At 58.6% G+C, this 23,404-nt stretch carries 19 protein-coding genes and 1 tRNA gene; 9 read left to right on the top strand and 11 right to left on the bottom strand.

Features of this window, described 5'->3' with window-relative positions:
• Positions 1 to 148: 148 nt before the first annotated feature.
• Positions 149 to 222, bottom strand: a tRNA-Pro gene (locus tag ACVWXF_RS03605).
• A 290-nt stretch (positions 223 to 512) separates the two neighbouring features.
• Here ACVWXF_RS03605 and rpsB point away from each other — a divergent pair.
• The 4 genes from rpsB (at position 513) to queG (ending at position 4,885) form a co-directional block, all read left to right on the top strand.
• On the top strand, positions 513 to 1,307 hold the full coding sequence (rpsB, locus tag ACVWXF_RS03600) for a 30S ribosomal protein S2 (RefSeq protein WP_414328871.1): 795 nt from the start codon (positions 513 to 515) through the stop codon (positions 1,305 to 1,307).
• Positions 1,308 to 1,451: 144 nt separating this feature from the next.
• The gene (gene tsf, locus ACVWXF_RS03595; RefSeq protein ID WP_457384367.1) at positions 1,452 to 2,243 is read left to right on the top strand and encodes a translation elongation factor Ts; all 792 of its coding nucleotides are present in this window, start codon (positions 1,452 to 1,454) and stop codon (positions 2,241 to 2,243) included.
• Positions 2,244 to 2,465: 222 nt separating this feature from the next.
• Positions 2,466 to 3,881 (top strand): amidohydrolase, encoded by a 1,416-nt coding sequence (locus ACVWXF_RS03590; RefSeq protein ID WP_414407212.1) that lies wholly within the window; start codon positions 2,466 to 2,468, stop codon positions 3,879 to 3,881.
• A 14-nt stretch (positions 3,882 to 3,895) separates the two neighbouring features.
• Positions 3,896 to 4,885 (top strand): tRNA epoxyqueuosine(34) reductase QueG, encoded by a 990-nt coding sequence (queG, locus tag ACVWXF_RS03585; RefSeq protein ID WP_457473653.1) that lies wholly within the window; start codon positions 3,896 to 3,898, stop codon positions 4,883 to 4,885.
• Between the two features lie 711 nt (positions 4,886 to 5,596).
• On the opposite strand, the gene dnaN is transcribed toward queG, so the two are convergent.
• The 4 genes from dnaN to pyk all read right to left on the bottom strand — a co-directional run bounded on the left by dnaN (position 5,597) and on the right by pyk (position 12,385).
• Positions 5,597 to 6,973, bottom strand: coding sequence for a DNA polymerase III subunit beta (dnaN, locus tag ACVWXF_RS03580; protein ID WP_457473652.1), 1,377 nt, complete (start codon positions 6,971 to 6,973; stop codon positions 5,597 to 5,599).
• Positions 6,974 to 7,703: 730 nt separating this feature from the next.
• Entirely contained in the window at positions 7,704 to 10,007 is a 2,304-nt protein-coding gene (locus tag ACVWXF_RS03575; RefSeq protein ID WP_457473651.1) for a RelA/SpoT family protein, read from the bottom strand.
• 150 nt (positions 10,008 to 10,157) lie between these two features.
• Complete coding sequence (locus ACVWXF_RS03570) at positions 10,158 to 10,388, bottom strand: DUF4327 family protein (RefSeq protein ID WP_414412891.1); 231 nt, start codon at positions 10,386 to 10,388, stop codon at positions 10,158 to 10,160.
• A gap of 137 nt (positions 10,389 to 10,525) precedes the next feature.
• Complete coding sequence (gene pyk, locus ACVWXF_RS03565; protein ID WP_011433157.1) at positions 10,526 to 12,385, bottom strand: pyruvate kinase; 1,860 nt, start codon at positions 12,383 to 12,385, stop codon at positions 10,526 to 10,528.
• A gap of 170 nt (positions 12,386 to 12,555) precedes the next feature.
• Here pyk and ACVWXF_RS03560 point away from each other — a divergent pair, with 170 nt between their 5' ends.
• Entirely contained in the window at positions 12,556 to 12,798 is a 243-nt protein-coding gene (locus ACVWXF_RS03560; protein ID WP_414351871.1) for a hypothetical protein, read from the top strand.
• A gap of 88 nt (positions 12,799 to 12,886) precedes the next feature.
• On the opposite strand, the gene ACVWXF_RS03555 is transcribed toward ACVWXF_RS03560, so the two are convergent.
• The 3 genes from ACVWXF_RS03555 to ACVWXF_RS03545 all read right to left on the bottom strand — a co-directional run bounded on the left by ACVWXF_RS03555 (position 12,887) and on the right by ACVWXF_RS03545 (position 15,538).
• Entirely contained in the window at positions 12,887 to 13,549 is a 663-nt protein-coding gene (locus tag ACVWXF_RS03555) for a hypothetical protein (protein ID WP_457473650.1), read from the bottom strand.
• 143 nt (positions 13,550 to 13,692) lie between these two features.
• Entirely contained in the window at positions 13,693 to 14,439 is a 747-nt protein-coding gene (locus tag ACVWXF_RS03550; RefSeq protein WP_011433160.1) for a GvpL/GvpF family gas vesicle protein, read from the bottom strand.
• Positions 14,417 to 15,538, bottom strand: a complete 1,122-nt coding sequence (locus ACVWXF_RS03545) for a nucleotidyltransferase family protein (RefSeq protein WP_414329069.1) — start codon at positions 15,536 to 15,538, stop codon at positions 14,417 to 14,419. The genes ACVWXF_RS03550 and ACVWXF_RS03545 overlap by 23 nt, the downstream gene beginning before the upstream one ends.
• Positions 15,539 to 15,839: 301 nt before the next feature.
• Here ACVWXF_RS03545 and hisG point away from each other — a divergent pair, with 301 nt between their 5' ends.
• The 4 genes from hisG (at position 15,840) to ACVWXF_RS03525 (ending at position 20,071) form a co-directional block, all read left to right on the top strand.
• Positions 15,840 to 16,547: an ATP phosphoribosyltransferase gene (gene hisG / locus ACVWXF_RS03540; RefSeq protein WP_011433162.1), complete on the top strand. Its 708-nt coding sequence runs from the start codon at positions 15,840 to 15,842 to the stop codon at positions 16,545 to 16,547.
• A gap of 108 nt (positions 16,548 to 16,655) precedes the next feature.
• Positions 16,656 to 17,450 carry a photosystem II manganese-stabilizing polypeptide gene (locus ACVWXF_RS03535; RefSeq protein ID WP_457473649.1) on the top strand — a complete coding sequence of 265 codons (795 nt, stop codon included), beginning with the start codon at positions 16,656 to 16,658 and terminating at the stop codon, positions 17,448 to 17,450.
• 367 nt (positions 17,451 to 17,817) lie between these two features.
• Entirely contained in the window at positions 17,818 to 19,002 is a 1,185-nt protein-coding gene (locus ACVWXF_RS03530; RefSeq protein WP_457473648.1) for an NAD(P)/FAD-dependent oxidoreductase, read from the top strand.
• 97 nt (positions 19,003 to 19,099) lie between these two features.
• Positions 19,100 to 20,071 carry a GDP-L-fucose synthase family protein gene (locus tag ACVWXF_RS03525; RefSeq protein WP_457473647.1) on the top strand — a complete coding sequence of 324 codons (972 nt, stop codon included), beginning with the start codon at positions 19,100 to 19,102 and terminating at the stop codon, positions 20,069 to 20,071.
• Here the strand turns inward: ACVWXF_RS03525 and ACVWXF_RS03520 are convergent.
• The 3 genes from ACVWXF_RS03520 to ACVWXF_RS03510 all read right to left on the bottom strand — a co-directional run bounded on the left by ACVWXF_RS03520 (position 20,068) and on the right by ACVWXF_RS03510 (position 23,372).
• Complete coding sequence (locus ACVWXF_RS03520; protein ID WP_011433168.1) at positions 20,068 to 20,805, bottom strand: DevA family ABC transporter ATP-binding protein; 738 nt, start codon at positions 20,803 to 20,805, stop codon at positions 20,068 to 20,070. The genes ACVWXF_RS03525 and ACVWXF_RS03520 overlap by 4 nt on opposite strands.
• 221 nt (positions 20,806 to 21,026) lie before the next feature.
• On the bottom strand, positions 21,027 to 22,211 hold the full coding sequence (devC, locus tag ACVWXF_RS03515; RefSeq protein ID WP_414342672.1) for an ABC transporter permease DevC: 1,185 nt from the start codon (positions 22,209 to 22,211) through the stop codon (positions 21,027 to 21,029).
• Positions 22,212 to 22,220: 9 nt separating this feature from the next.
• Positions 22,221 to 23,372, bottom strand: a complete 1,152-nt coding sequence (locus ACVWXF_RS03510; RefSeq protein ID WP_414329074.1) for an ABC exporter membrane fusion protein — start codon at positions 23,370 to 23,372, stop codon at positions 22,221 to 22,223.
• Between the last annotated feature and the right edge of the window lie 32 nt (positions 23,373 to 23,404).

The raw sequence follows: 23,404 nt of genomic DNA, 5'->3' as shown, positions 1-23,404 counted from the left end.
ATATTGTCCGGCCAAGCTTGTGACCTGATTCTTAAGGCTGCCGATCAACGGAGCCAATGGCAAGGGATTGACAGCGGAGCCAAAGTACCTCAAAGTTTCCGGCATAGTGGGCTTTGTCCGGCTCAAGCCCTCCCCTGATTACTCAGTATCGGAGCGGCGGGATTTGAACCCACGACCCCCACTACCCCAAAGTGGTGCGCTACCAAGCTGCGCTACGCCCCGACGCACTTACAGGTAGAAGCCTATGAAGCGCTTAGCCAGTTTAGCATTGGATCGCCGCCAGAGTTAACCCCAAGCTGCGGGATCCTGCGAAAAACGTGCTAGCCTGGTTAAGCTGTTAAAAAATCACACGCCTGAACCACCGGGTGTCCTAACAGCCCTTTCGCGGTTTGCTGCAACAGCTCCTGAGTTCCTTGCCAATGGGGGTAGAGCGCTCTGTGCAGGTAACCGGCGGGAAGGCCGTAACTGGGATCCGTTCGGGCGGAGGCTAACCCGTAGGAGAGGAAAAACTCATGAGCGTAGTCAGTTTGCCTCAACTGTTGGAGGCAGGGGTTCACTTCGGCCACAAGGCCAGCCGCTGGAACCCGAAAATGCGGCCCTACATCTTTACCGAGCGGAACGGCATCCACATTATCGATTTGGTGCAGACGGCCCGCTATCTGAACGAAGCCTACGAGTATGTGCGGGATGCTGCTGACAGGGGTTGGCGCTTCCTGTTTGTGGGCACCAAACGGCAAGCTGCCGGGATCATCGCTCAAGAGGCTCGTCGCTGTGGCAGCTACTATGTCAACCAGCGCTGGTTGGGGGGTATGCTCACCAACTGGGCCACCATCAAAACCCGCATCGACCGCCTCAAAGAAATTGAGGAGATGGAGAGCAGTGGTCTTCTGGATCGCCTGCCCAAACAAGAGGCCAGCCGTCTGCGGCGAGAGTTGGCCAGGTTGGAAAAGTACTTAGGCGGCATTAAAACGATGCGCAAGCTCCCCGATGCGGTGATCATCGTCGATCAGCGGCGGGAGGCCAACGCCGTTCAGGAATGTATCAAGCTGAACATCCCGATCATCTCACTGCTGGACACCAACTGCGACCCCGATCTCAGCGATATCTTCATTCCCTCTAACGACGATGCCATCCGAGCGATTAAGCTGATTGTAGGCAAGCTGGCGGATGCCATCTACGAAGGGCGGCATGGGCAGCTCGACACCGTTGAAGAGGATGAGTACGACTACGAAGGGGCCATGGATCTGGACGACGACATGCTGGAGGATATGGAGGACGAAGAAGAAGGAGAAGCCGAGGAAGGCTAGACCGAGGGCAGGGATCCCGTGCAATCCGGGCACTTCCCTGCCTGTTCCCTATCCAGAGGCGTGTATTCTTGAAATCTAGGTTTACAATTCTACCGAAGCCCGCTCATTCTCACTCATATCCCGCCACATTCTTCCCGTTCTTTCATTCGAGGAGCCCTCATGAGCATTGATGCCAAACTGGTCAAAGAGCTGCGCGAAAAGACGGGCGCAGGCATGATGGACTGCAAAAAAGCCCTGGAAGATTCCGGTGGCGATATGGAGAAAGCCATCACCTGGCTGCGACAGAAAGGGTTGGCAGGGGCAGCCAAAAAGGCCAGTCGCGTCGCGGCAGAGGGGGCAGTTGACAGCTACATCCACTTCGGCAATCGAATTGGGGTGTTGGTGGAAGTGAACTGCGAGACGGACTTCGTGGCCCGCAGCGAAGATTTTAAGAAACTGGTGCAAGACATCGCCAAGCAGATTGCCGCCTGCCAAAACGTAGAATACGTCAGCGTTGACCAGATCCCTGCTGAAGTGGTGGAGCGGGAAAAAGCCATTGAAATGGGCAAAGAAGATCTGGCCAATAAGCCGGAGAACATACGCGAGAAGATCGTGCAAGGTCGCATCGAAAAGCGCCTGAAAGAGTTATCCCTGTTGGATCAACCCTTTATTAAAGATTCCTCGATCACCGTAGAGGAATTGGTGAAGCAGCACATTGCCAAACTGGGGGAAAACATTCGGGTGCGGCGGTTTGTGCGCTTTGTCCTGGGAGAGGGGATCGAGAAAGAAGAAGTGGATTTTGCTGCTGAGGTTGCCGCTCAAGCCGGTCTCAAGCCGGCAGAGGCCCCCAAAGTGGAAGAGACTCCACCCGCTCCTCCTGAAGAACCTGCCCCAGAACCGGCCCCTGCTGCCGAGAGCAAGCCGGCCAAAAAAGGCTCCGCCAAGAAAAAGAAATAGCCGGTCAAGGCTGAGCTGTAGGGCCATGTCGGCGGTGCAGAGGCGTTGAAACTGCGTTATGGAGAGTGTGGGCACCTCTATGTCGGCAGTTCTATAACCACTACGCTTGGGTATCCCTTGGGGGAAAGGCTAGGTTATGCATGCAAATGTTCTGATCCTCCCGCCTTGGCAGGGTTAACTCCAGCACGCTAAGGTAGCAGACGGCCTTTTTGGATCCCGGGCATGAGTTTTATCTTGCGCAATGCGTTAATTCCCACCGCCACCGGCTACGAAACCGCAGATGTGCGAATCGAGGGGGAACGGATTGCTGCCATAGGCAGAGGATTACCCGCAACGGGCGCAGACAGCCTGGAACTGGATGCCAGTAACCAACTCTTGCTGCCGGGCTTTGTCAATGCCCACACCCATTCTTCCGAAATGTGGCAGCGAGGGATCATCCCACCCTATCCGCTGGAGCTGTGGCTGGCACAACTGCACGAGTATGCGCCGCCGGATCCGGAAAAAATCTATCTCAGCGCGCTGGGGACGGCGGTGGAAACCCTGCTGACGGGGGGCACCTCGGTGGTGGATCATCTGGTGTTGATCCCAGGCCAAGAGTTGGCCACCATTGAGGCGGCGGTACGGGCCTACCGAGAAGTCGGGATCCGCGCCTTCGTGGGCCCCTTGATCCAGGATCAGGCTCTCTCTCGGGGGTTGCCCAGCAGCTCCTCTTGGGATCGGGAGCCGGAAACCTATCCCCTCTCCACAGCAGAGGTGCTGGCCATTGTGGAAGAGGCGGTGCAGCGCTTTCACCGGCCAGAAGAGGGCATTACCCTCATGGTGGCTCCCACAGGGATCCAACTGTGCTCAGACGAGCTTTTCAAGGGCTGTGCGGAGTTAAGCCAGAAGTATGACCTACCCCGCCACGCCCACCTGTTGGAAACCCGTGCCCAGCAGATGCTGGCCCAGGAAAAGTACGGCTGCAGCGCAGTCGAGCATCTGGAGCGCTTGGGCTACCTAGACCGGAAAACTTCCTTGGCCCACTGCGTCTGGCTCAGCGATGCCGATATCGAGATCTTGGCCCGCACCGGCTCTACCGTTGTTCACAACCCCCTGAGCAACCTGCGCCTGGGCAGCGGCATTGCCCCCATCTTGAAATACCGCCGGGCAGGGGTGAACGTGGCCTTTGGCTGCGATGGGGCTGCCAGCAACGATTCCCAGGATCTCCTGGAGGCCATCAAAATCGGCACCATCCTGCACAACATCACCGATCCCGACTACCGCCACTGGATCTCGCCCCGCGAGAGTGTGGAGATGGCCTCCCGCGGTGGGGCCATTGGCCTGGGGCTAGGGGAGGAGCTGGGATCCCTGGAAGTGGGCAAGCAAGCGGATCTGGTGCTGTACGATCTCACCCAACTGTCGCTGTTGCCCCGTACCGATCCCATTGGGCTGCTGGTGTTGGGTCGGCCCACCCAGGCAGTGCATAGCGTTTGGGTGCGAGGAAAACAGGTAGTGTCCGGCGGAGCCGTGACGACGGTGGATGTGGCCAAGCTGCGGCAGGATCTGTTTGCCCACAGCACCTGGGATCCCTTCCGCCGATCCCAGCAGGCAGAGCATCTGGAAGCTCGTTATCGTCGGGTGATGGGCTTGCCAAAGTAGCGTTGGATGTCCCTGTGTGGCCAGAAGAAGCAGACCGGGCCAGCATCACAGAGCAGGTGAAACGACAGGCCCTGGCCCTGGGTTTTGACAAAGTCGGCATTGCCAGCATAGAGGATCCCCCCGACTTGCGGGGCCTGCAAGCTTGGCTGGCTGCGGGCATGGCCGCCGACATGGCCTGGATGGCGGATCCTAGGCGAATGGATCCAAAGCAGGTGCTGCCGGGGGTGCAGTCGTTGGTCTGTGTGGCTTTGAATTACTACACCCCCATCTGCCACAGCCAGGATCCGGGCAAAGGCAAGATCTCCCGCTACGCTTGGGGTCGAGATTATCACCGCGTGTTGGGACGGCGGCTGAAGCAGCTCCACCTCTGGATGCAAGCGCAATTTCCGAACTACCGCGGTCGATGCTATGTCGATACCGGCCCGGTGGCGGAAAAGCCCTGGGCCATGCAGGCGGGCTTGGGTTGGATCGGCAAAAACAGCCTGTTGCTCACCCGCGAGTACGGCTCCTGGGTGTTTCTGGGAGTGATCCTGACCACCCTGCCGTTGCTCCCTGACCAGCCCCACACCGCTCACTGCGGCACCTGTACCCGCTGCCTAGAGGCTTGCCCCACGCAGGCCATCGTCAGTCCGGGGGTGGTGGATTCCCGCCGCTGCATCGCCTATCACACCCTAGAAAGCCACGCTGAGCGGATCCCTGCCAAGATTGCCCAGAACCTGCACAACTGGGTGGCCGGCTGTGACATCTGCCAGGAGGTCTGCCCTTGGAACCAACGCTTTGCCCAACCCAGCCGGATCCCGGATTTTCAGCCCTACTCTTGGAATGTTGCCCCTGATCTCCAGGAGCTGGCCCGGATCGATGATCGGGAATTCGACCACAAGTTTCCGGCCTCTGCCCTGCGCCGGCTCAAGGCCCACCGCCTGCGCCGCAACGCCCAAGCAGCCCTGGAAGGCAATTCCAGCTCTGCAGCTGGCAGCAACGATTTGGAAGCCCCCTCTACTTAACTTGGATACGCTTTCCTAGCAGGATCTTGCGGCCTCGAGGCCGGCGCCAGAAAATGGTGGGGCTATTGTCTCTGGGCCAGGGACGCAAGCTAACATACATGCCCTACCCTCTTTCTGAGGCCACAGTGCTGGGCCGCCATGGTCTTGCTCTCGTGGGAGCGGTTTTGCGCAAAGGACGTGTGGACTTGGTGCAGGAGTTTACCCACCGCTTTGTTTGAGCTGGATCGACTCAAACACAGTAGCCCCACCTAAAACACGGTCATTTCAAGCTAGATTAGGACACTGATACATTCACGCTGAACTCTCCTGAACATGGTTCAGGAAAGAAGCGATCGCATCCTGCCTATCTCTGAGCAGGAAGGCGGTATCCCGCAAAGCCCTGAGGAATACCCCCCGAGCGCTTTCCCCCTTCACTTCCCGGCAACCGTTGCGGTGGACTCAAGGATCAGGGGGAAACTTGGTCTACTATATCCCTCTCAATGACTTTTGCCAAACCGCCTAAAGCTCAGTAAATTCAGCAAAGTTCAGGGTTTTGGGGGTTAGAGGCATGCTCCCTGAACGCTCGGCGCCGCTTCCGCGACCATCCCTGGCTCCTTTCCCTCTGGGAGAGGGGGCAATGCAAACAACTGTAGATTTGTACAAACAACTGTAGATTTGTACTGAGATGATCTTGAGAGTTTTGGACTAGAGCTGGGTGGAGCTCTCCTAAGACTAGGTAGCCCGTAGCTGCACCGGCATAACCAAATAACAGAGCCGCATTGCCCCAAGGGGCTTCCAGATGGCCGGCTGCGTGGCGCCGTTTAGCTCCAGGCTCACCTGCTGCGTATGAAACACCCTGAGGGCATCCAGCAGGTAACGCACATTGAAGGCCAGCTCCAGGTCAGGACCAGACATCTGCACTGGCAACGATTCCTCGCCACTGCCCACATCGGGCGCCTCGGTGCTGATGCGCAGGGTTTGGGTTGCGGCAGAAAGATTGAACTTGACGATGTCGTTTCTTTGGGCAGCAAGTACTCCCACCCGTTCCAGCGACTCAATCAAAGGCCGACGCTCCAGGGTTATCTGCCGCTCAAATTGCCTGGGAATCAGGCGGTTGTAGTCGGGATATTGGCCCTCCAAAAGGCGGCTGGTGATCCGCTGTTGGCACTGCGTTTTGCTGGCGCGAGGAGGCAGCACAAACTGCACCTGGGATCGGTCAAACCGCAATTCCACCGTAGAGGCCGCGGTCTGGGTGCCGAGGATGCGCTCCACCTCTCGCAAAGTGCGAGCGGGAATGGTGAAATCCAACCCTATTTCCCCATGGGCCGAAGCAACCGGGATCCCTTCGGCCTCCACCTGCACCATCGCCAGACGATGCCCGTCGGTGGCTGCAAACTCCAGGCAAGGGGGATCCCCTGGCAAGAGCTTGACATGCACTCCTGTGAGCACCTGCTTGGTCTCATCTCCAGAGGCCGCAAAAAGGGTTTGGCCGATCCCCTGCAACAGGCTCTCGATGGGCAGCTCCAGAGCCTGAGCTGTCGGGCTTTCCTCCCCCGCAAAATCGCCATCTGCGTCGGCGGCGGGAAGCGATATCTCCGGCAGGGTGGGGTACTCTTCAGCCGACAGGCTGCGCACTTGATACTGGCCGGCTGCCGACATGAGAATCACAGGGGCACTCTCCTGGGCTTGGCTGCTCGCGTCAAGAGTCACTGGGCCGCTGGGCAGACGGCTGACGATGTCGCTGAGCAGCTTGGCCGGCAGGGTGGTGCGACCGGATCCCCTGACCTGAGCCTCGAACTCGCTGCGAATGCACAAGTTCAAGTCAAAGGCAGTGAGGGCAACCCGTTGAGTTTCCGCATCGACCTCCACCAACACATTGGCCAAAACGGGCAGGGCGGGGCGGCTGGCCACAGCCCGTCCAACGGAAGTGAGGTGGTGGCTGAGATCGGCTTGCTCGCAGGTGAAGCTGAAACCCTCCGGAGACGAGTCCACGGCCCCGTCAAGGTATCCCTCCCCACGCTGAGGAGCTGCAGTCTTGCTGCTGCGCAACACTGCCGCAAATGACTCGGCCTCGAGTTCTCGATCCACAGGACGTTGAGCTTGCACCATGGGGGGCACTTGAGGGCTGCACACGCAGATCCTACACCGACTGCCCCGGTTGGATCCCTCTCCTTGCGGTCGAGTTTTGGAAAATTTGCCTCGCGCGTAGGACAGATCTGAAATTTCGATCCCTGCCTAATTTAATTTTTTGATCTAGTAGTAGTAGGGGCTGTGGAAACTGTGGAAAGTGATCGTCAACACCTTGCGCCATGAGCTTTTGAGCTTATTCCCCACCTGTGGAAAAACTGTGGATAACTTGGCCACTTTTCCACAGAGTATTTATACCTGTTAATAACTTGGGGGGTTTTTCCACAGGTTTTCCACAAATTTTTCAGGTTTTTCCACAGGTTTTCCACAGGCTAATGTTGTGATTTCCTGACAAATTCATAAAAATTAACACACAGTCAGTGTAGGATCCCGTAATGTAGTGAGTCCTCCCCCTAGATATGGCCAGGAACTCCATCGGAGCTTGGGCGGGCTTCGCTGGATTTCCCCAGGTTTTCCACAGGCTATCGAAGGAAGCCTGGGACGTCGCTCTAGGCTGGTTGGTCTTGTCTGGTCGCCTGTGAGCCAACACGGGATCCTTAGCAAGACACAAGAAGGGCAGAAAAGCGCTCTGCGCTGCTGGAGGCGGCAAAGAAGGTCAGGATGGGGCAGCGCCTGACCTAAAGCGGACCCGCAAGCGACTGTAAAGCTGTCGCAGAAGCAGGTCGCGAAGGAAGGGCGTCAAAATCCGTACCTACGAGGGGCCGGCTGTGGGTCGACGGGATCCGTTTTGGTGATGGCGGGAGCGCAGCACGATCACGTCAGAAAGCTGGCGCAGTTGACTTTGAACCTGGGTGAGCTGTTTCTTATCACGTACATCGATACAGAGATCGATCAGGGCGGTGCGGTTGGCAAAAGTTTGTACCTTAGCATTGCGAACATTAATGCCTTGATCCGATAGACGGGAAAGAATGTCCCGCAGCACCCCAACGCGGTCGATAACCTCCAGATGCAGTTCTACCGGGTAGATCTGGGTGCTCTGCCGCAGTTGCTCTTCGTTCCAGCGTACTGGCACCAGGCGTTCCCCCGAAACCTGAGCCACCCGTGGACAGTCCTGATGGTGGATACTAATACCCTTAAAGCGGGTGACTACGCCCAAAATCGGATCCCCCGGCAGCGGATTACAACACTTGGCCAACTGGTGTTTCAGACCCTCCACCCCCAGAATGGGAGATTGGGATTTGATAGAACTGGGAGCCGCAGAAGCCCGCGGCAACAACAGCTTGGATCCCTCAAGCGACTCCTCCTCTGTAGGGGGGGATACTGCCGGCCTGCTGACCTCCTGTAGCCGATGGATCACCAGCGTGGGGGTCGTCTCGCCATAACCCAGAGCGGCCAACAAATCCTCTACGCTGGCGTAGTTGAGCTTTTCGGCCACCTTCTGCATCCGCTCTGATTTGAGCAGGGCATCAAAGCCCGTTTTGCCCAGCTCCCGCTCCAGTAAATGCCGGCCCCGCGCGATGTTTTGCTCACGATTTGAGCGCTTAAACCATTGGCGAATGCGATTGCGGGCAGAGCTGGTGGCAACGAAATTGATCCAGTCCAGGCTGGGATGGGCATTTTTGTGCGTGATGATCTGCACAATGTCGCCGTTGCGCAGGCGGGTATCCAGAGGCACGATCTTGTTGTTCACCCGCGCCCCCGCACAGTGATCCCCAACTTCGGAGTGGATGCGATAGGCGAAGTCCACCGGACAGGATCCCTGGGGCAGAGCCAGCAAGTCCCCCTTGGGCGTAAAGACGTAAACCTCGCTCTCAAACAGGTTCTCGCGAAGGGTGTCCAGATACTCCTTGTCATCTTTGAGGTCGTTTTGCCACTCCAACAGCTGTCGCAGCCAGGTGAAGCGCTCCTCGTCGGGCTTGACAGTGGTGCTGCCGGCCTCCTTGTACTTCCAGTGGGCGGCGATCCCGTACTCAGCCACGCGGTGCATCTCTTCGGTGCGGATCTGCACCTCCACCGGTCTTCCCTGCGGGCCAATCACCGCCGTATGCAAAGATTGGTAGCGATTGGCCTTGGGCAAGCCAATGTAGTCTTTGAAACGCCCAGGGATGGGGCGAAAGCAGTTGTGAACGACTGCCAGCACCCGATAGCACTCGCTGTTGGTATGTACGATTACCCGAACTGCTGAGAGATCGTAAATCTCGTGAAATTCTTTGCGCTGCTGCTGCATCTTGCGATAGATGCTGTACAAATGTTTGGGCCGTCCGCTGATCTCAAAGCGTTCCAGTCCCGCTTGAAGAAGGTTCTGCCGCAGCTCTTCGATAAAAGCTTGGATCTCGGCCTCTCGCTCGGCGCGCTTGGCATTGACCAATTCCTGGATCTTCCGGTAAGCCTCGTAGTCCAGATACTTAAAAGCCAGGTCCTCCAGTTCCCATTTGAAATGCCAGATCCCCAGCCGGTTGGCCAAAGGGGCGAAAATTTCCATGGTTTCGGCTGCAATTTGCCGTTGCTTACTGGGGGAGAGATACTGCAGCGTGCGCATGTTGTGCAAGCGATCCGCCAGCTTGACCACGATGACTCGAATATCTTTGGCCATGGCCACAAACATGCGGCGGAAATTTTCCGCTTGCTGCTCGGTTTTGCTGGAGAAATTGAACTTGGAGAGTTTGGTAACCCCCTCTACCAGTAGGCGAACTTCAGAGCCGAATTCAGCTTCCAGGGCTTCTGGGGTAACTTCTGTATCCTCAATAACATCGTGCAAAAGGCCGGCTGCCACTGTCACCGCATCCCCCCCCAGCTCCCGCAGGAGAGTAGCCACGGCTACCGGATGGGCAATGTAGGGATCCCCTGATTTGCGTTTTTGGCCCTGATGCAAACAATAGGAAAACTCAAAGGCACGGCGCAGCAGATTGGCTTCTTCAGCCGTGTAAGGCTGCAGCCCATCGCCGGGATCCTCGGCACCGGAAAGCAGAGCACGCAGCCACCCTGGCACCTCAAAACCGAGGCTATTCAGGTCGAGACCTCCATCTGAGGTGGCAATGACAGCCGTCTGACCCATGCGAACCCGGCGAAAAGGGATGTTTGATTACTGACTATAGTTCATCCAGCTTAACCGCCGACAGATCAAGAGGGAAAAAACGGGTGGAATAGAAAGAAGCATTGGCTGTCTGCCAACGCCGACCGCTTGCCATCCTCGGCAGATCGAGGCTTAGTCTTCGCCCCACTCCTCGCAGTCGCCGATTAAATCGCAGAGAGGATCCGAGGGGCAGTAGTCTTGCAGCTCCAGCTCTTGGGCAATCGCCTGCCACTCCCGCTGGGGGAAGAAGGGTTGCAGGTGGGCAATGGCTTCGGAGCGGCGCAAGACCCCCTGCCGGACAAGGCGACGAGCTTCCTCCTGGATAGCCTCAACCGCATAGTGGGTGGCTTGTAAAGTGGGCATAGCTTAACCTACACGTGGGATGAATGGGACGCACCGAGGGGTCGGGAAAATCTTGCCCTGTCACCCCCATCATAGAACTGGGTCTCGTTTCGTAGCAAGAGATACAAGTTTGTATTGCAGGCAACCTTAAGGCCCGCTTAAAAGCCCAAGCCATCGGCTCCTGCGGTCACTATGCCTTTCTCTGGGTTCAGAGTGACGATAGATCCATCCCGGATTAAGCGGGTAGCATCCTTGACCCCCACCAGCACCGGCACCCCCAGCCGCAGGCCAATGACTGCTGCATGAGAGGAGGCTCCCTCTTCTTCGGTAATCACCCCGGCTGCCTGTTTGATGGCCTCCACATAGTTGGCGTCGGTGGATTGGGCAACCAAAATGTCTCCGGCGGTGATTTTGCTGGCATCGAGGCTGGATCTCAAGATGCGGGCCGGGCCGCTGACAATGCCTTTGCCAAACCCTTTGCCTTGAGCCACCACCGCTTTCACCACATCCACCTTGATCAGATCGGTGGATCCCGCAACGCCTGGCAGGGTTCCTGCACTGAGCACCACCAAGTCGCCATCCTTGAGCAAGCCATCTTCCTGAGCCAAGCTGATGGCCGCTTGAAAGGTCTGGCGGGTAGTGGCCAAATCCATAACCAACAGCGGATGTACCCCCCAAACCAACTGCAGCCGCCGTGCCACTTCCACATGGGGGGTTACGGCTAGGATGGGAGTGCGGGGGCGAAACTTAGAGACATTGCGAGCGGTAGCCCCTGTTTTGGTCAGGGTCATCACGGCTACAGCATCCAACTCTTGGGCGATCTCCCCCACGGCGCGGCTGATCGAGTCGGTGATCAGGGTTTTGGGCCGCATCCCGGCAGGACTGTTGCCGTTGTTTTGGCTCAGCTCCTGCATGGCAAGGGCGCGAAGGCGTTGTCGTCGGTCGGCGTAGGTCAGGTCAAAGTAATCGCGCTCGGTGCGCACGGCAATGCGGGCCATGGTGGCAACGGCCTCGACAGGGTATTTGCCCACAGCCGTCTCGTTGGAGAGCATGACGGCATCGGTGCCATCCAAAATGGCGTTGGCCACATCGGAGATTTCGGCACGGGTAGGCCGGGGGCTGTGCACCATGCTGTCCAGCATTTGGGTGGCCGTAATTACCGGGATCCCCAGGGAGTTGGCCAGGGCGATCACCCGCTTCTGCAGGATCGGCACCTCTTCCGCAGGCAGCTCTACCCCCAGATCTCCCCGCGCCACCATCACACCGTCGCTGAGGGCCAAAATCTGGGGCAGCTGTTCAATGGCCTCGTGTTTCTCGATCTTGACGATGATGGGTACCCGCTTGTCGGCTGAGCCCGAAGAAGGCCGTTTGGCAGAGGCGATGAGCTCCCGCAGCTCCAGCACATCAGAGGGATCCCGCACAAAGCTGAGGGCCACCCAATCCACCCCTTGGTTGAGGCCGAAGTAGAGATCTTCTTTATCCTTTGGGGTCACGGCGCGGATGCTCAGGCGCACACCGGGGAAATTGACCCCCTTGTTGTTGGAGAGGGTACCCCCGACAATGGTGCGGCAGAAGAGTTCGCCCGCTTCCGGATCCACGGCTTCCACCCGCATCTCCACTCGACCATCGTCGATGAGGATCGTCGCTCCTTCGGGCACTTCTTGGGCCAGCTTGTCGTAGGTGACCCAGCTGCGCTCTTGGGATCCCAAGACAGGTTTGCTGGTCAACACAAAGGGATCCCCAGCCTTGAGGGTGATCGAGCCTTCGGCGAACTTGCCCAGGCGGATTTTGGGCCCCTGCAGGTCTTGCAAGATGGCGACCTGGATGCCCAGATCCATCGCGGTTTGGCGGATCAGGCGAATGCTGCGGCGGTGTAGCTCGTGATCCCCATGGGAGAAGTTCAGGCGAAGGGTGGTTGCCCCTTGCAGGATCATCTCCCTGAGAATGGCTGGATTTGAGCTGGCAGGGCCGATGGTGGCAACAATTTTGGTGCGTCGAAAAGAATCCCTCAAATGCATGTCCACTGTTCCCAAGGGAGAGCAGCCCAGATCCTTCCCCCACATAGGGATCTCTCTGATTACGATAACCCGTTATGTCTTTTTTGAGGCACCGCTTTTTTAAAATCCCCAGCGAGAGAGGATGGGAAAATAGGCAAAGCAGAGTGTAGAGATCCATCTGGAGTCGAGCGATGCCGGTTGCCCCCGAATACGCCTTCCCCTTCGAGCACCATCAGAAGTTCTCTCTGGATAACCCCACCATCTCCAGCCCAGGGGTTTCCAAGCGGGAATACATAGCCAGCAGAGTACTGCAGGGTATCGTGAGCAATCCCCAGACTCCCGTCGGCGATTTGTCTCCTGAGCAACGACAGGCCTTGGTCTATACGGCGGTGTTGTTGGCAGATGATTTGTTGGCGGCCCTCGGCGCTCAGTAGAGAGGTTCTTGAGATTGCAGCGCACCCTCTTGGGGTGAGGTTTAGGCCGAGGTTGACCGTTCGCGGCGGGGGGCCGTAGGCTCTGCTACTACATACGCCGCAGCCGTTGAGTCAACTCTTCCCCCAAGCGCATCCATTCTGCCATCCCTTCGGGATTCACCTGTCGGTCATTCTGCCAGAGAATGAGGTGGGCGCCGGCCCCTTCGGCACAATAGTTGGGATGCTGCTCCCAAAAACCAAGGACGCCAGGATGGAACCGCAGCCGAACTTGGGCTTCATTCTCTCCTCGCAAGAGATAGCTCCGGGAGAACTTAGGGTGGCTCTCGAAGTTGATATCTTGCATGCCAAAAGCTTTGGCGATGCCGTGGAAAAAGGCATTTTCGGGGTGCAGCCGAAAACGGGGCAGATGAAGATCCTCGTGATAGGCGTAGAAGACGGACTGGCGATAAGTGCTAGAACTCTTGCCACTGCCCCGGGTGTACTGGTAATCAAAAAGGGCAATCTCGGTGCCGTCGATCAGCCGCTTGGACATCGAGTTATAGAAACGCCGCCCATGGCTTCGTTCAAACAGTCCAAAGCCTGCTTGCAACAAGCGAGATCGAATCTCTTCAGGCAACTGGGCAGAAAAGCGCATTCCTAGCTGTGCAGCTACCCGCTCCAGAGCTTCTCGACGTTTCTTGTCTTGATAAAAGGCCAGGGCTAACATCCCGACCGCCAGAGCTAAAAACAGGATAAAAATAAGCCACTCCATACCGTCTCCCTCGGCTTAGCCACTGCAGTGCCTATCCCCACAATACCTAAGCGGATCCCCAAAAGGATCCCTGCCTTCGACCATTCAGCCGAGCGGTCTCCTCTTGTCTTTTGTAGAGAAGTGACCCAATACAGCTGAGTGTGTCAAAGTTTGACGAAATTGTAGGGAGCGGTGAAGTTGTTGTAGCGAATGCGCAGCCGCCCCTGGAAGGTCTGGTCTAGCTCCTCTACTTTTTGGGCAAAAACCGGCTCATCTTCCCAATTGATCAAAAACGAGCCGTTGTAGGCCATGTTTTCGGTGAGCAGATCTCCTTCTACGCGGTCGCTGGCCAAGGGGCTGAGGGCTGCTGTAAAGGTCTGGGCAATGCGCTGACGTCGCTGCTCTAAGAGCTGCTCCAGAGCCCGTCCGATCTCGACTACCGCGTCCAGCCCCAGAGGAGCGCCGGCCATTTCGTCTCGCCGAGCTTTGAGGGCAGGGTTTTCCTCTAGCCCCAGCTTGAGCTCCTGCTCGGGATCCCAGAAGACTTTGACTCCCACCTCCCGCTTGCCCTCCAGGCGCTCCAGCAGAGCCAGCAGATCCGCCAAGCGGGGCTGCACCAAGTCCCGTTCCACCTGCTCCCAGCCGCTCACCACCAGGCCAAATTGCAGAGGCAGCAGAGCCCGGTGTCCCTCGTTCATCACTTTTTCCAGCACGGCCTCATGGGCGAGCAAGTTGGCCCGGCTGGCCAGGTAGCGCTCCTGTCGAGCCTGGGAATACAAGAAGGCCAGGGATCCCAGCCCGTGAACCTGCACCGGCTGCTTGTCCAGCCCCACCACACTCAGATGACGCGGGCCAGGGGCAGCGACGATCCCGTAGAGGTAGAGGGCGCTATGGGGATTTGCCGTTGGCATTGCTGCGGGCATCTCCGATCAGCCACGTGAGGTTGGACTCTTCGGTGTCGATGGCATTGCCATCGGAGGAAATGCAGTAGCGACCCATCACCATCTGGTGGCGTAGGGTCACGCCTGCCGCAATCTGGGTGTAGTTAAAAATCAAGCTGCCATCCAGCGTACACCCTTCATTCAACACACATCCGTAGCCAATTGCCGTGGGGCCGATGAGTTTGACCCCGTCCGCCAAATAGCTGCTGGCCCCGATGTAGACCGGTGGCTCGATGTGGATGCGATCCCAGTTGGCGCGGATGTTGATCCCCGTCCATACGCCGGGTTGAATCTGGATCCCAGGCACCTTGACTCCCTTGATCTCGCCGCGCAGCACTTTTTGCACCGCCAGCCAGTAGTCGTGGGTGCGGCCAATGTCCACCCACTGAAAGTCAGCCGTGATCCCATAAAAGGGGGCACCCGCTTTCACCAAGGCTGGGAAGAGATCGCTGCCGATGTCGTAGGGGCAGCCAGGGGGAATGTAGTCGAACACTTCCGGCTCGAAAACATAGATGCCGGTGTTGATGGTGTGGCCGAGGGCCTCTTCCCGCCTGGGCTTTTCTTGGAAGGCAGTGATGCGACCCGTCTCATCGGTTACCACCACTCCGTAGCTGGAGACCTGGCTGGGATCCACCTGCCGCAGGACCACAGTGGCCAGCGCTCCCTTGGATTTGTGGAAGTTGACGATCTGCGTGAGGTTCAGGTCGATCAGGGCATCCCCACAGAGCACCACAAAGGTACTGTCGAAAAATCCGGAGAAATCCTGGATCTTGCGCATACCGCCAGCGGAGCCCAGAGGTTCGGCCACCGGCTGGCCGTTCTCAAAATGGCCTTCGAAGGAAAAGCCGATGTGAACCCCCCATTGCTGCCCATCTCGAAAGTAGTCTTCGATTTGGTGGGCCAAGTGGCTGGTGTTGACCATGATCTGGTCGAAGCCGTGTTCCCGCAGCAGCTCCACCAAAAATTCCATGACAGGCTTGTGCAAAATGGGGATCATCGGCTTCGGCATCATGTAGGTGATGGGCCGTACCCGCGTGCCTTTGCCTGCTGCCAGGATCATGGCTTTCATGCCGTCGTCACTCCTCCGGGCTAACCGTGCTCTGACTTTATCATCCCAGGATCGGCATTCCAGAGAACCGGCGGGGCTTTCAAGAGGCTGGGGAATCGCTGCTGGGATTCCGATCCCCTACAATCAAGGGGGCTTGCTCTTCTGGGCATTTCGCCAAGGGTTTCCCCTGAGCCCCTCGTTTTGCCCCGTCTCTCCTGAGAGTTCCACCCGGCAGACGGGGATCCCAGCATTCTTACATTGATTGCTCCTGGCCCAAGATTCAGACGGATGTATCAGACAAATGTAGTAGATCCTGAAAAAGATGCTGGATGGCCGTCCCGACAGCCCACCCATCACGATTGCCCTGGCCAAGGGGGCCTTGCTGCCTGAGGCCATTCAATGCCTGCAGCAGGTGGGGATCGATTTCAGCCGTTTTTTGGATCCCGGCAATCGCCTGCTGCGGATTGAATCCCCCACCCGGCTGAACGGACAACGCTACGAAGCGCTGCTGGTGCGCACTCACGATGTGCCGGTGTACGTGGAGTACGGGCAGGCGCAGTTGGGCATTGTCGGCTACGACGTCTTGCGGGAGCGCTATGCCGGCACCGAAGCGCGGGTGGCCCACCTGTTGGATCTCCAATTTGGCCACTGTCGCATGTCGGTGGCCCTTCCCCAAGATAGCCCCTACCACTCGGCAGCTCAGTTGCCTGCTCATGCCCGCGTGGCTTCTAAGTTTGTCGGCTGCGCCCGGGAGTATTTTGACCGCCTGGATTTGCCGGTGGAGCTTATCTCTCTCTATGGTTCGGTGGAGTTGGCCCCCCTCACCGGCATGGCCGATGCCATCGTCGACTTGGTAGCCACAGGGCGCACCCTGAGGGAAAACGGCCTGATTGAGCGAGACTGCCTATTCGAGAGTACAGCTCGCCTGATTGCCCATCCCATCAGCTACCGTGTCAACCAACAGCCTATCCGCGAGTTGATCACCCAGATTCGGGAACGCTGGCTGGGATCCCTGTTGGTGGGTGGCTAATTTTGAGGCACTTCCTCTGAGGGGGATCACGATTGCGTACAATGGGGGCATTCGGGCTTATTTCCCCCAGCAGCGTTCAGATTCAAAAAAGGTTTTTCGAGGTTGATTATGCGGTACCGTCCACTGCTCGCCATCCTGTTGGCGCTTTGTTTGAGCGTCTTTGCTGTTCCGGCTAAGGCTGCCAAGGCGCCGCTGACCTATGACCAGATCCGCAACACCGGCAAGGCCGCCATTTGCCCTTCGGTCTCGGACAACGCCCGGGGCCGTATCGAAGTGCCTAGGGGGGGATCCCTGAAGCTGACGGATGTCTGCTTCCAGCCGGTGCAAATTGAGGTGGAAGAGGAAAAGCGGAACGGCGAGAAAGAGTTCATCAAGGCCAAAAACATCATGATCTCAGCGGCCACTCTGGGGCCGATTAAAGCTGAGGTGACTCCCAAAGACGGTGCGCTGGAGCTCAAAGTGGTGGATGGGATCACCTCTCAGCCGACCACCGGCCAAATGCCCCGCCGCGAGCTGGTGCCGTTTCTGTTTAGCGTGAAAGACTTGGTCGCCACTGCCCAGGGCTCGGCCATTGACCCTTCGACCGATTTTGAAGGGGAGTTCTTGGTGCCCGGCTATCACAGCAGCACCTTCCTCGACCCGCGCGGGCGGGGATCCAACACCGGCTACGACACTGCGGTAGGTCTACAGGCTGCCAAAGATGATTTTGCCACCAACCGCAAGGTGGACGAGGTTTCCCAGGGGAAAATGTCCCTGCGGATCGCTCGCGTGGATCCCAGCACTGGCGAAATGGCGGGATCCTTTGTTAGCATTCAGCCTTCCAGCACCGAGCAAGGGGCGATGGAACCCCACACTGTTCGCATTCAAGGCCTGTTTTACGCCCGCCTGGCGGGAGAGTCTTGAAAGCGCCTGAGGGCAGAGAATAACCCGCCTCAAACCAGGATGGGCAGGGATCCCGGAGATCTCCGCCCGTTTCTGTTGGCTATGTTCTCTGTCCAGGTTGGCCCCTTTTACCTGTTGGGGAAGTGTGCAGCGATAAAGTCTGGGCCAGATGCCGCCACAGGTTCATTTGCAGATGGCCGATGCCACTAACCTGCCTTTTATGTTGACTCTGGACCCAAGGGGACTCTCAATCTGGACTCAAGGAAGCCCTTTGTGAGTTCCGCTTCAGCCAGTACCGCCACCAGTGCGGATCCGAGTTCCGCTGCGCTTGCTACCCTGAACGGAGCCACTTTGCCGCAAGATGAGGTTCAGGGCAAAGAGGGAAGCGATGGCCAACTACGACTGGATCGTGATCGGTGGCGGGATTACCGGGGCAGCCCTAAGCTATGAACTGGCCCGCCAGGGGGGATCCGTTCTGCTGATGGAGAAAGATGGAGTGCTGAACGGAGCAACCCGCTACAGCTACGGGGGCTTGGCCCATTGGGCGGGCAAAACGCCGCTGCTCAAAGCTCTGGGGGAAGAAGGGATCCAACGCTACCGCACCCTGTCAGAAGAGCTGGAGGCAGATATTCAATTTCGCGAGCTGGATCTGCTCATGCCCATTGCCCCCGGCTACGATGCAGAGGCCGTTGAGGCGGATCTGGCCGACTGTCGCATCCCACCCCGGCGGATTTCGGTGGCGGCAGCCTGCGAGCTGGAGCCGCTGCTGGATCCGGCCGCTCTGGAAGTAGTCCTCTGGGCTCGGCATGGCCACATCAACCCCTTGTTGACGGCGCTGGCCTTTCAAAAAGCCTTTCAACGATTGGGGGGATCCCTCTTGATCGCAACAGCAACGGCCCTGCGGCGGCAGGGAGCGCGCATCACGGGCGTAGAGTCCGGAGCCGACTGCTACGGAGCAGGCCAGGTGGTGGTGTGCGCCGGCGGCTGGACACGGGCTCTGTTGCGCCAAGCGGGAATCCGGGTGCCCATCTACTACACCCATGCCGAATCCCTGGAGCTGGAGCCCTCGGATTTGCAATTGAAAGCGTTGGTGATGAGCGTGCCCGTGCAACGCTTGGAACTGGAACGACAAGCCGCCCATCCCGATCGGGATCCCCTCTGGGACGAGCCGGGGCACGAGCTTGGCCCGCCGATTTTGGATGCCGGGATCCTGCAATTTGTGGATGGCAGCATTCGCATGGGCCAGATCAGCCGGGTATTGACAGATCCCCATGCCGAGGTGGATGCAGCCGCCAGCGAAGTCCAGATCCGGGAACAGGCTGGTCGCTACCTGCCCAAGTTGGCCCACCTGCCCGGACGGTGGTATCACTGCTTGGTGGCCTTTAGCGCCGATCACCAGCCTCTGGTCGGATCCCTGCCCGGTTGGGAAGGCTTGCAACTGTTTTCCGGCTTCAGCAACCCCCTGCCCATCGTGCCCGCTTTGGCCCGTCGCTTCGCCCAACAAGCCTATGGACAGGCGGATGAATGGATCCCTGCTCTATCGCCGGGGCGGTTTGCCCAGGTTTTGAGTTGATGCCTTGCCTATTCTCGATGACCATCGCCAACAAGTCTGGAATACGGCTATCCCGTCTGCAGCATAATGAAAGCCGGAAGTTCTCTGCGTCGGATCTATGCCTAACAGCTTGCCCAGCTCCGTCGATCTCAGCCAGAAGCGCATTTTGCTCACAGGGGGCAGCGGCTTTTTGGGCAAACATGTGCTGCAACAGTTGCAGGTGCTGGGGGTAAAGCCGGAGCAGGTGCGCATCCCGCGCTCCCGCACCCAGGATCTGCGCCGTTGGGAAGTCTGCCAAGAGGTGGTGCAAGGGCAAGATATCGTCATCCATTTGGCCGCCCACGTGGGTGGCATCGGCCTCAACCAAGCCAAGCCGGCAGAACTCTTCTACGACAACCTCATCATGGGATCCCAGCTCATCCACGCCGCCTACCTGGCCGGGGTGGAGAAGTTTGTCTGCGTGGGCACCATCTGCGCCTACCCCAAGTTCACCCCCGTCCCCTTCAAGGAAGAGGATCTCTGGAACGGCTACCCGGAAGAGACCAACGCCCCCTACGGCATCGCCAAGAAAGCCCTGCTGGTGCAACTGCAAGCCTACCGACAGCAGTACGGCTTCAACGGCATCTACCTGCTGCCGGTGAACCTCTATGGCCCCATGGACAACTTCGACCCCGAAAGCTCCCACGTCATCCCAGCTTTGATCCGCAAAGTGCACGAAGCACAGCAACGGGGCCAAAACTACGTCGAAGTGTGGGGGGATGGCAGCCCCACCCGCGAGTTTTTCTATGCCGAAGATGCGGCCCGCGGCATTGTCATGGCCACCCAGCTCTACAACGGGGCGGATCCCTTGAACCTGGGCACCGGTGAAGAGATCTCCATCCGGGATCTGATTGCCCTCATCTGCGAGCTGATGGAGTTCCGGGGAGAGATCCGCTGGCAAACGGACAAGCCCAATGGCCAACCCCGCCGCTGTCTGGATGTCTCCAAGGCCCGAGAGAGGATGGGTTTTGTGGCCAAAGTCGGCTTGCGGGAAGGGCTGCAGCGCACCATTGACTGGTACCGCTGCCACGCCTGTGCTGGGCAAAGTTAGGCAACGGCTTGGCTCTCCAGCCGGCCATCTTCCATGTGCAGCACCCGATCCGCGATGTCCAGGATGCGGTTGTCGTGGGTCACCATCAGGATGGTGCAGCCCTGCTCCCGCGCCAGCTTCTCCATCAGGGTCACCACCTCGCGGCCCGACTTACTATCTAGGGCTGCCGTGGGCTCGTCCGCCAGCACCAGCTTGGGATGGCTAACCAAGGCGCGGGCAATGGCCACCCGCTGCTTTTGTCCGCCGGAAAGCTGTTCCGGGTAGTAGTGGACGCGATCCCCCAGGCCCACCGCCGCCAGCATTGCTTCCGCTCGCTGCTGGGCTTCCTGAGGAGAGAGGCCGTTGTGCAGCTCCAGGGCCATGCGCACGTTTTGGGCTGCCGTCAGGGATCGCAGCAGGTTATGGGCCTGGAAAATGTACCCGACCTGGCGGCGGATTTGAATGAGAGTACTGGGCTGAGCTCCCCGCAGCTCCTGTCCCAACACCCGCAAGCTGCCCTCCTGCACCGAGCGCAAGGCCCCCAGCAGCGTCAGCAGGGTGGTTTTGCCGGAGCCGGAAGGGCCAGTCAGCAGCACGATCTCCCCTGGCTGCAGGGCAAAGCTAATGTCGAAGAGAATCTGCTTGCGCAGGGATCCCTCGCCGAAATAGTGGTTTACACCTTCGGCTTTCACCACTGGCTCAACGGCATTCTGGGCAGAAGCAAGGGCAGCTTGATCGAGAAGAGGAGTCAGCATAGGAAACTCAAAATCTCAAAACTTTGCGTTGACAACTCATTGACCACTTAGGCCGTCATTTGGAGCGTTGAGATGAGACCATTTAGAAACCTTTGGCCGGAGAGCGTTGATGAGGATCCCAGCAGTTTTTAGACAGTTTAGTTCAAACCCTTCACCATCCATCCAGCCCCCTTTGACAGACTATTGCTCAACACCCTAGCGCTTCACCCATGGCCAAAACTCTAGAAAATGTCGGCAGGATCGGCTGCCCGCAGCCGTCGCACGGCAATCGCTCCTGAGATGAAACACATGCTCACCGCCAGCCCCAGCACCAGCACTGCCCGGTTGAAGGTCATGGCAATAGGCAGCAACGTGGCATTGGCCGTCAAATCGTAGAGCAGAACCGACAGGGCAAAGGCAGGAATGTACCCCAAGCCGGCCAGCAGGATCGCCTCTTGAAATACCACCCCCAGCAGGTAGGTATCGGTATAGCCCATGGCCTTGAGGGTGGCATATTCTGCCAGGTGATCCGACACATCGGTGTAGAGAATTTGATAGACAATCACAATGCCGACAATAAAGCCCATGCCCACCCCCAGGCCGAAAATAAAGCCGATGGCTGTGCCCTCTTCCCAGTAGGTTTGCTCCATATCGATAAACTCCGCCCGTGAGAGCACCCGCACATCTTCCGGCAGCAAAGCTCGCATCTGCCGCACCAAGGGATCCGGATCCACACCCGGCTGAAGCTGCACCACGCCGATATCCACTAGGCCGCGCCCCCGCTGCGGAAAAATGCGCAGGAAATTGAGATCGCTGGTGAGAATGGTGCCGTCGGCTCCGAAGGTGGCCCCCATCTCAAACAGGCCCCCCACCTGGACGCGGCGGTTTCCCACCTCAGTAACCACCTCTCGCCCGGACTCAAACCACTCTGGGATGGGGCCAAACTCGCTGCGGGAGCGGCGGTCAAAAAGCACCACGTCCGCCTTTTTGATCTCTTCCAGCTTGTCCGGCGTCAGTTCCGGCAAGTCCAACAGATCAGCCGAGGGATCCACTCCTACCACAAAAATGCTGCGGGTACGGCGGGTCTCTGGGTTTTTCCAGAGGGCAAAGCCCACATAGACAGGCGAGATGGCCCGCACCCCCTCAAAGCCCAAAGCCTGATAGAGTCGCCGCTGGGAGAAGGTGTTCATGGCAATCAGGGCGTTGGACTGAGGGCTGACCAGGAAGATCTCTCCCTTCAGGGCCACGTGGAAGCGGATGGCACTTTCCAGCAGGCTGTCTTGGAAGCCCAACTGCATGAACATCAAGATGCAAGCAAAGGCAATGCCCGCCAGGGCCACCAGCAGGCGGATCTTCTCCCGCGTCAACTGCAGCCAGGCCAACGGGATCCGATGGGCGATAAAAGCCACACTGAACAGGCTGTACATGGGCTGAGCCTACCCCTCGACATCGATGGCCACATTCACCTGCAGGTTGGTCAGGCCAGCCACGCGGGCGCTGCTCTCCGGATCCAGGCGGATATACACCTCTACCACACGGGCATCCACATCGGCAGCTGGGTCGGTGTTGAGCACATCTTTCTTGCCAATCTGCAGGCCTACCCGCTCCACTCGGCCCTGCAGGGTTTCTGGCAGAGCGCGGTTGCTAATGGTGGCCTGCTGGCCTGGCCGAACCCGCAAGATGTCTGTTTCGTAGACCTCGGCCACCACCATCATTTGGTCAGTGTTGCCCAGCTCGAGAATGCCCTCGCCGGCGGGGATGACCTCTCCAGGGCGGGTGTGGATCTTGAGCACCTGTCCAGCACGGGGAGCGCGGATGAGGGTGCGCTCTAGGCGAGCTTCTGCCAGTTCCAGATTGCGGGCCAGGGATCCCAGTTGGACTTGGGCTTGGGCCAGACTCAGTCCTGCCTCGGCAGCTTGGACTTGGGCTTGGGCATTGAGCAGATCCCGCTCACGGGCCAGGCGCAGTTGGCTCAGGGTGGCTTCGGCAGCCCGCAAGTCCTCCTGTCGTTGCCGCACCAGCAGCCGGCGTTGATCCAGCTCTTGTTGCGAGATTGCTCCTTCCTGCCAGAGCTCCTGAAAGCGGGCCAGATTGGCCTCGGCATCGGCCAGTTCTGCCCGGATACGTTCCACCACCGCTTCCTGGGAGCGGATTTGCATCTGTTGCGGCTCGTCCAGACGGCTGAGGCGGGTGCGTGCCTCTTGGATTTGGGCCTGACTGAAACGGGTCTCGGCCTGCAACCGGGCGCGGGCCTCTTGAAGTTGGGCGGCAGCGTACTCTCGCTCCGCCAACCGCTCGGCGTAGCTTTCCAAGCGGGCCAGCACTTGGCCTGCCACCACGCGATCCCCCTCGGCCACCAGCAGCTCTCCCAGCCGTTCTCCGGGGGAACCGGCAATGCGCAGCACTTCCCCCTCCGGCTCCAGGCGACCCAAAGCACCAACTTGCGGAGGCAGCCGCATTTCCACCGTTGCCTCTGCACTTCCCGATACCGACTGTGTGGCTCCCTGTTGGCTCAATCCCAGCCATGCCAGACCGGCACAACCAAGCAGCCCGACTCCTGCCAGCGACCAAAGCGCTCGTGGGTTCATGGCCTTTTACCCGCTGTGGCTTTGCAGACGAC

This window comes from Thermostichus sp. MS-CIW-40 (assembly GCF_054058315.1).
This window is presented reverse-complemented; position numbering and strand designations above follow the sequence as displayed.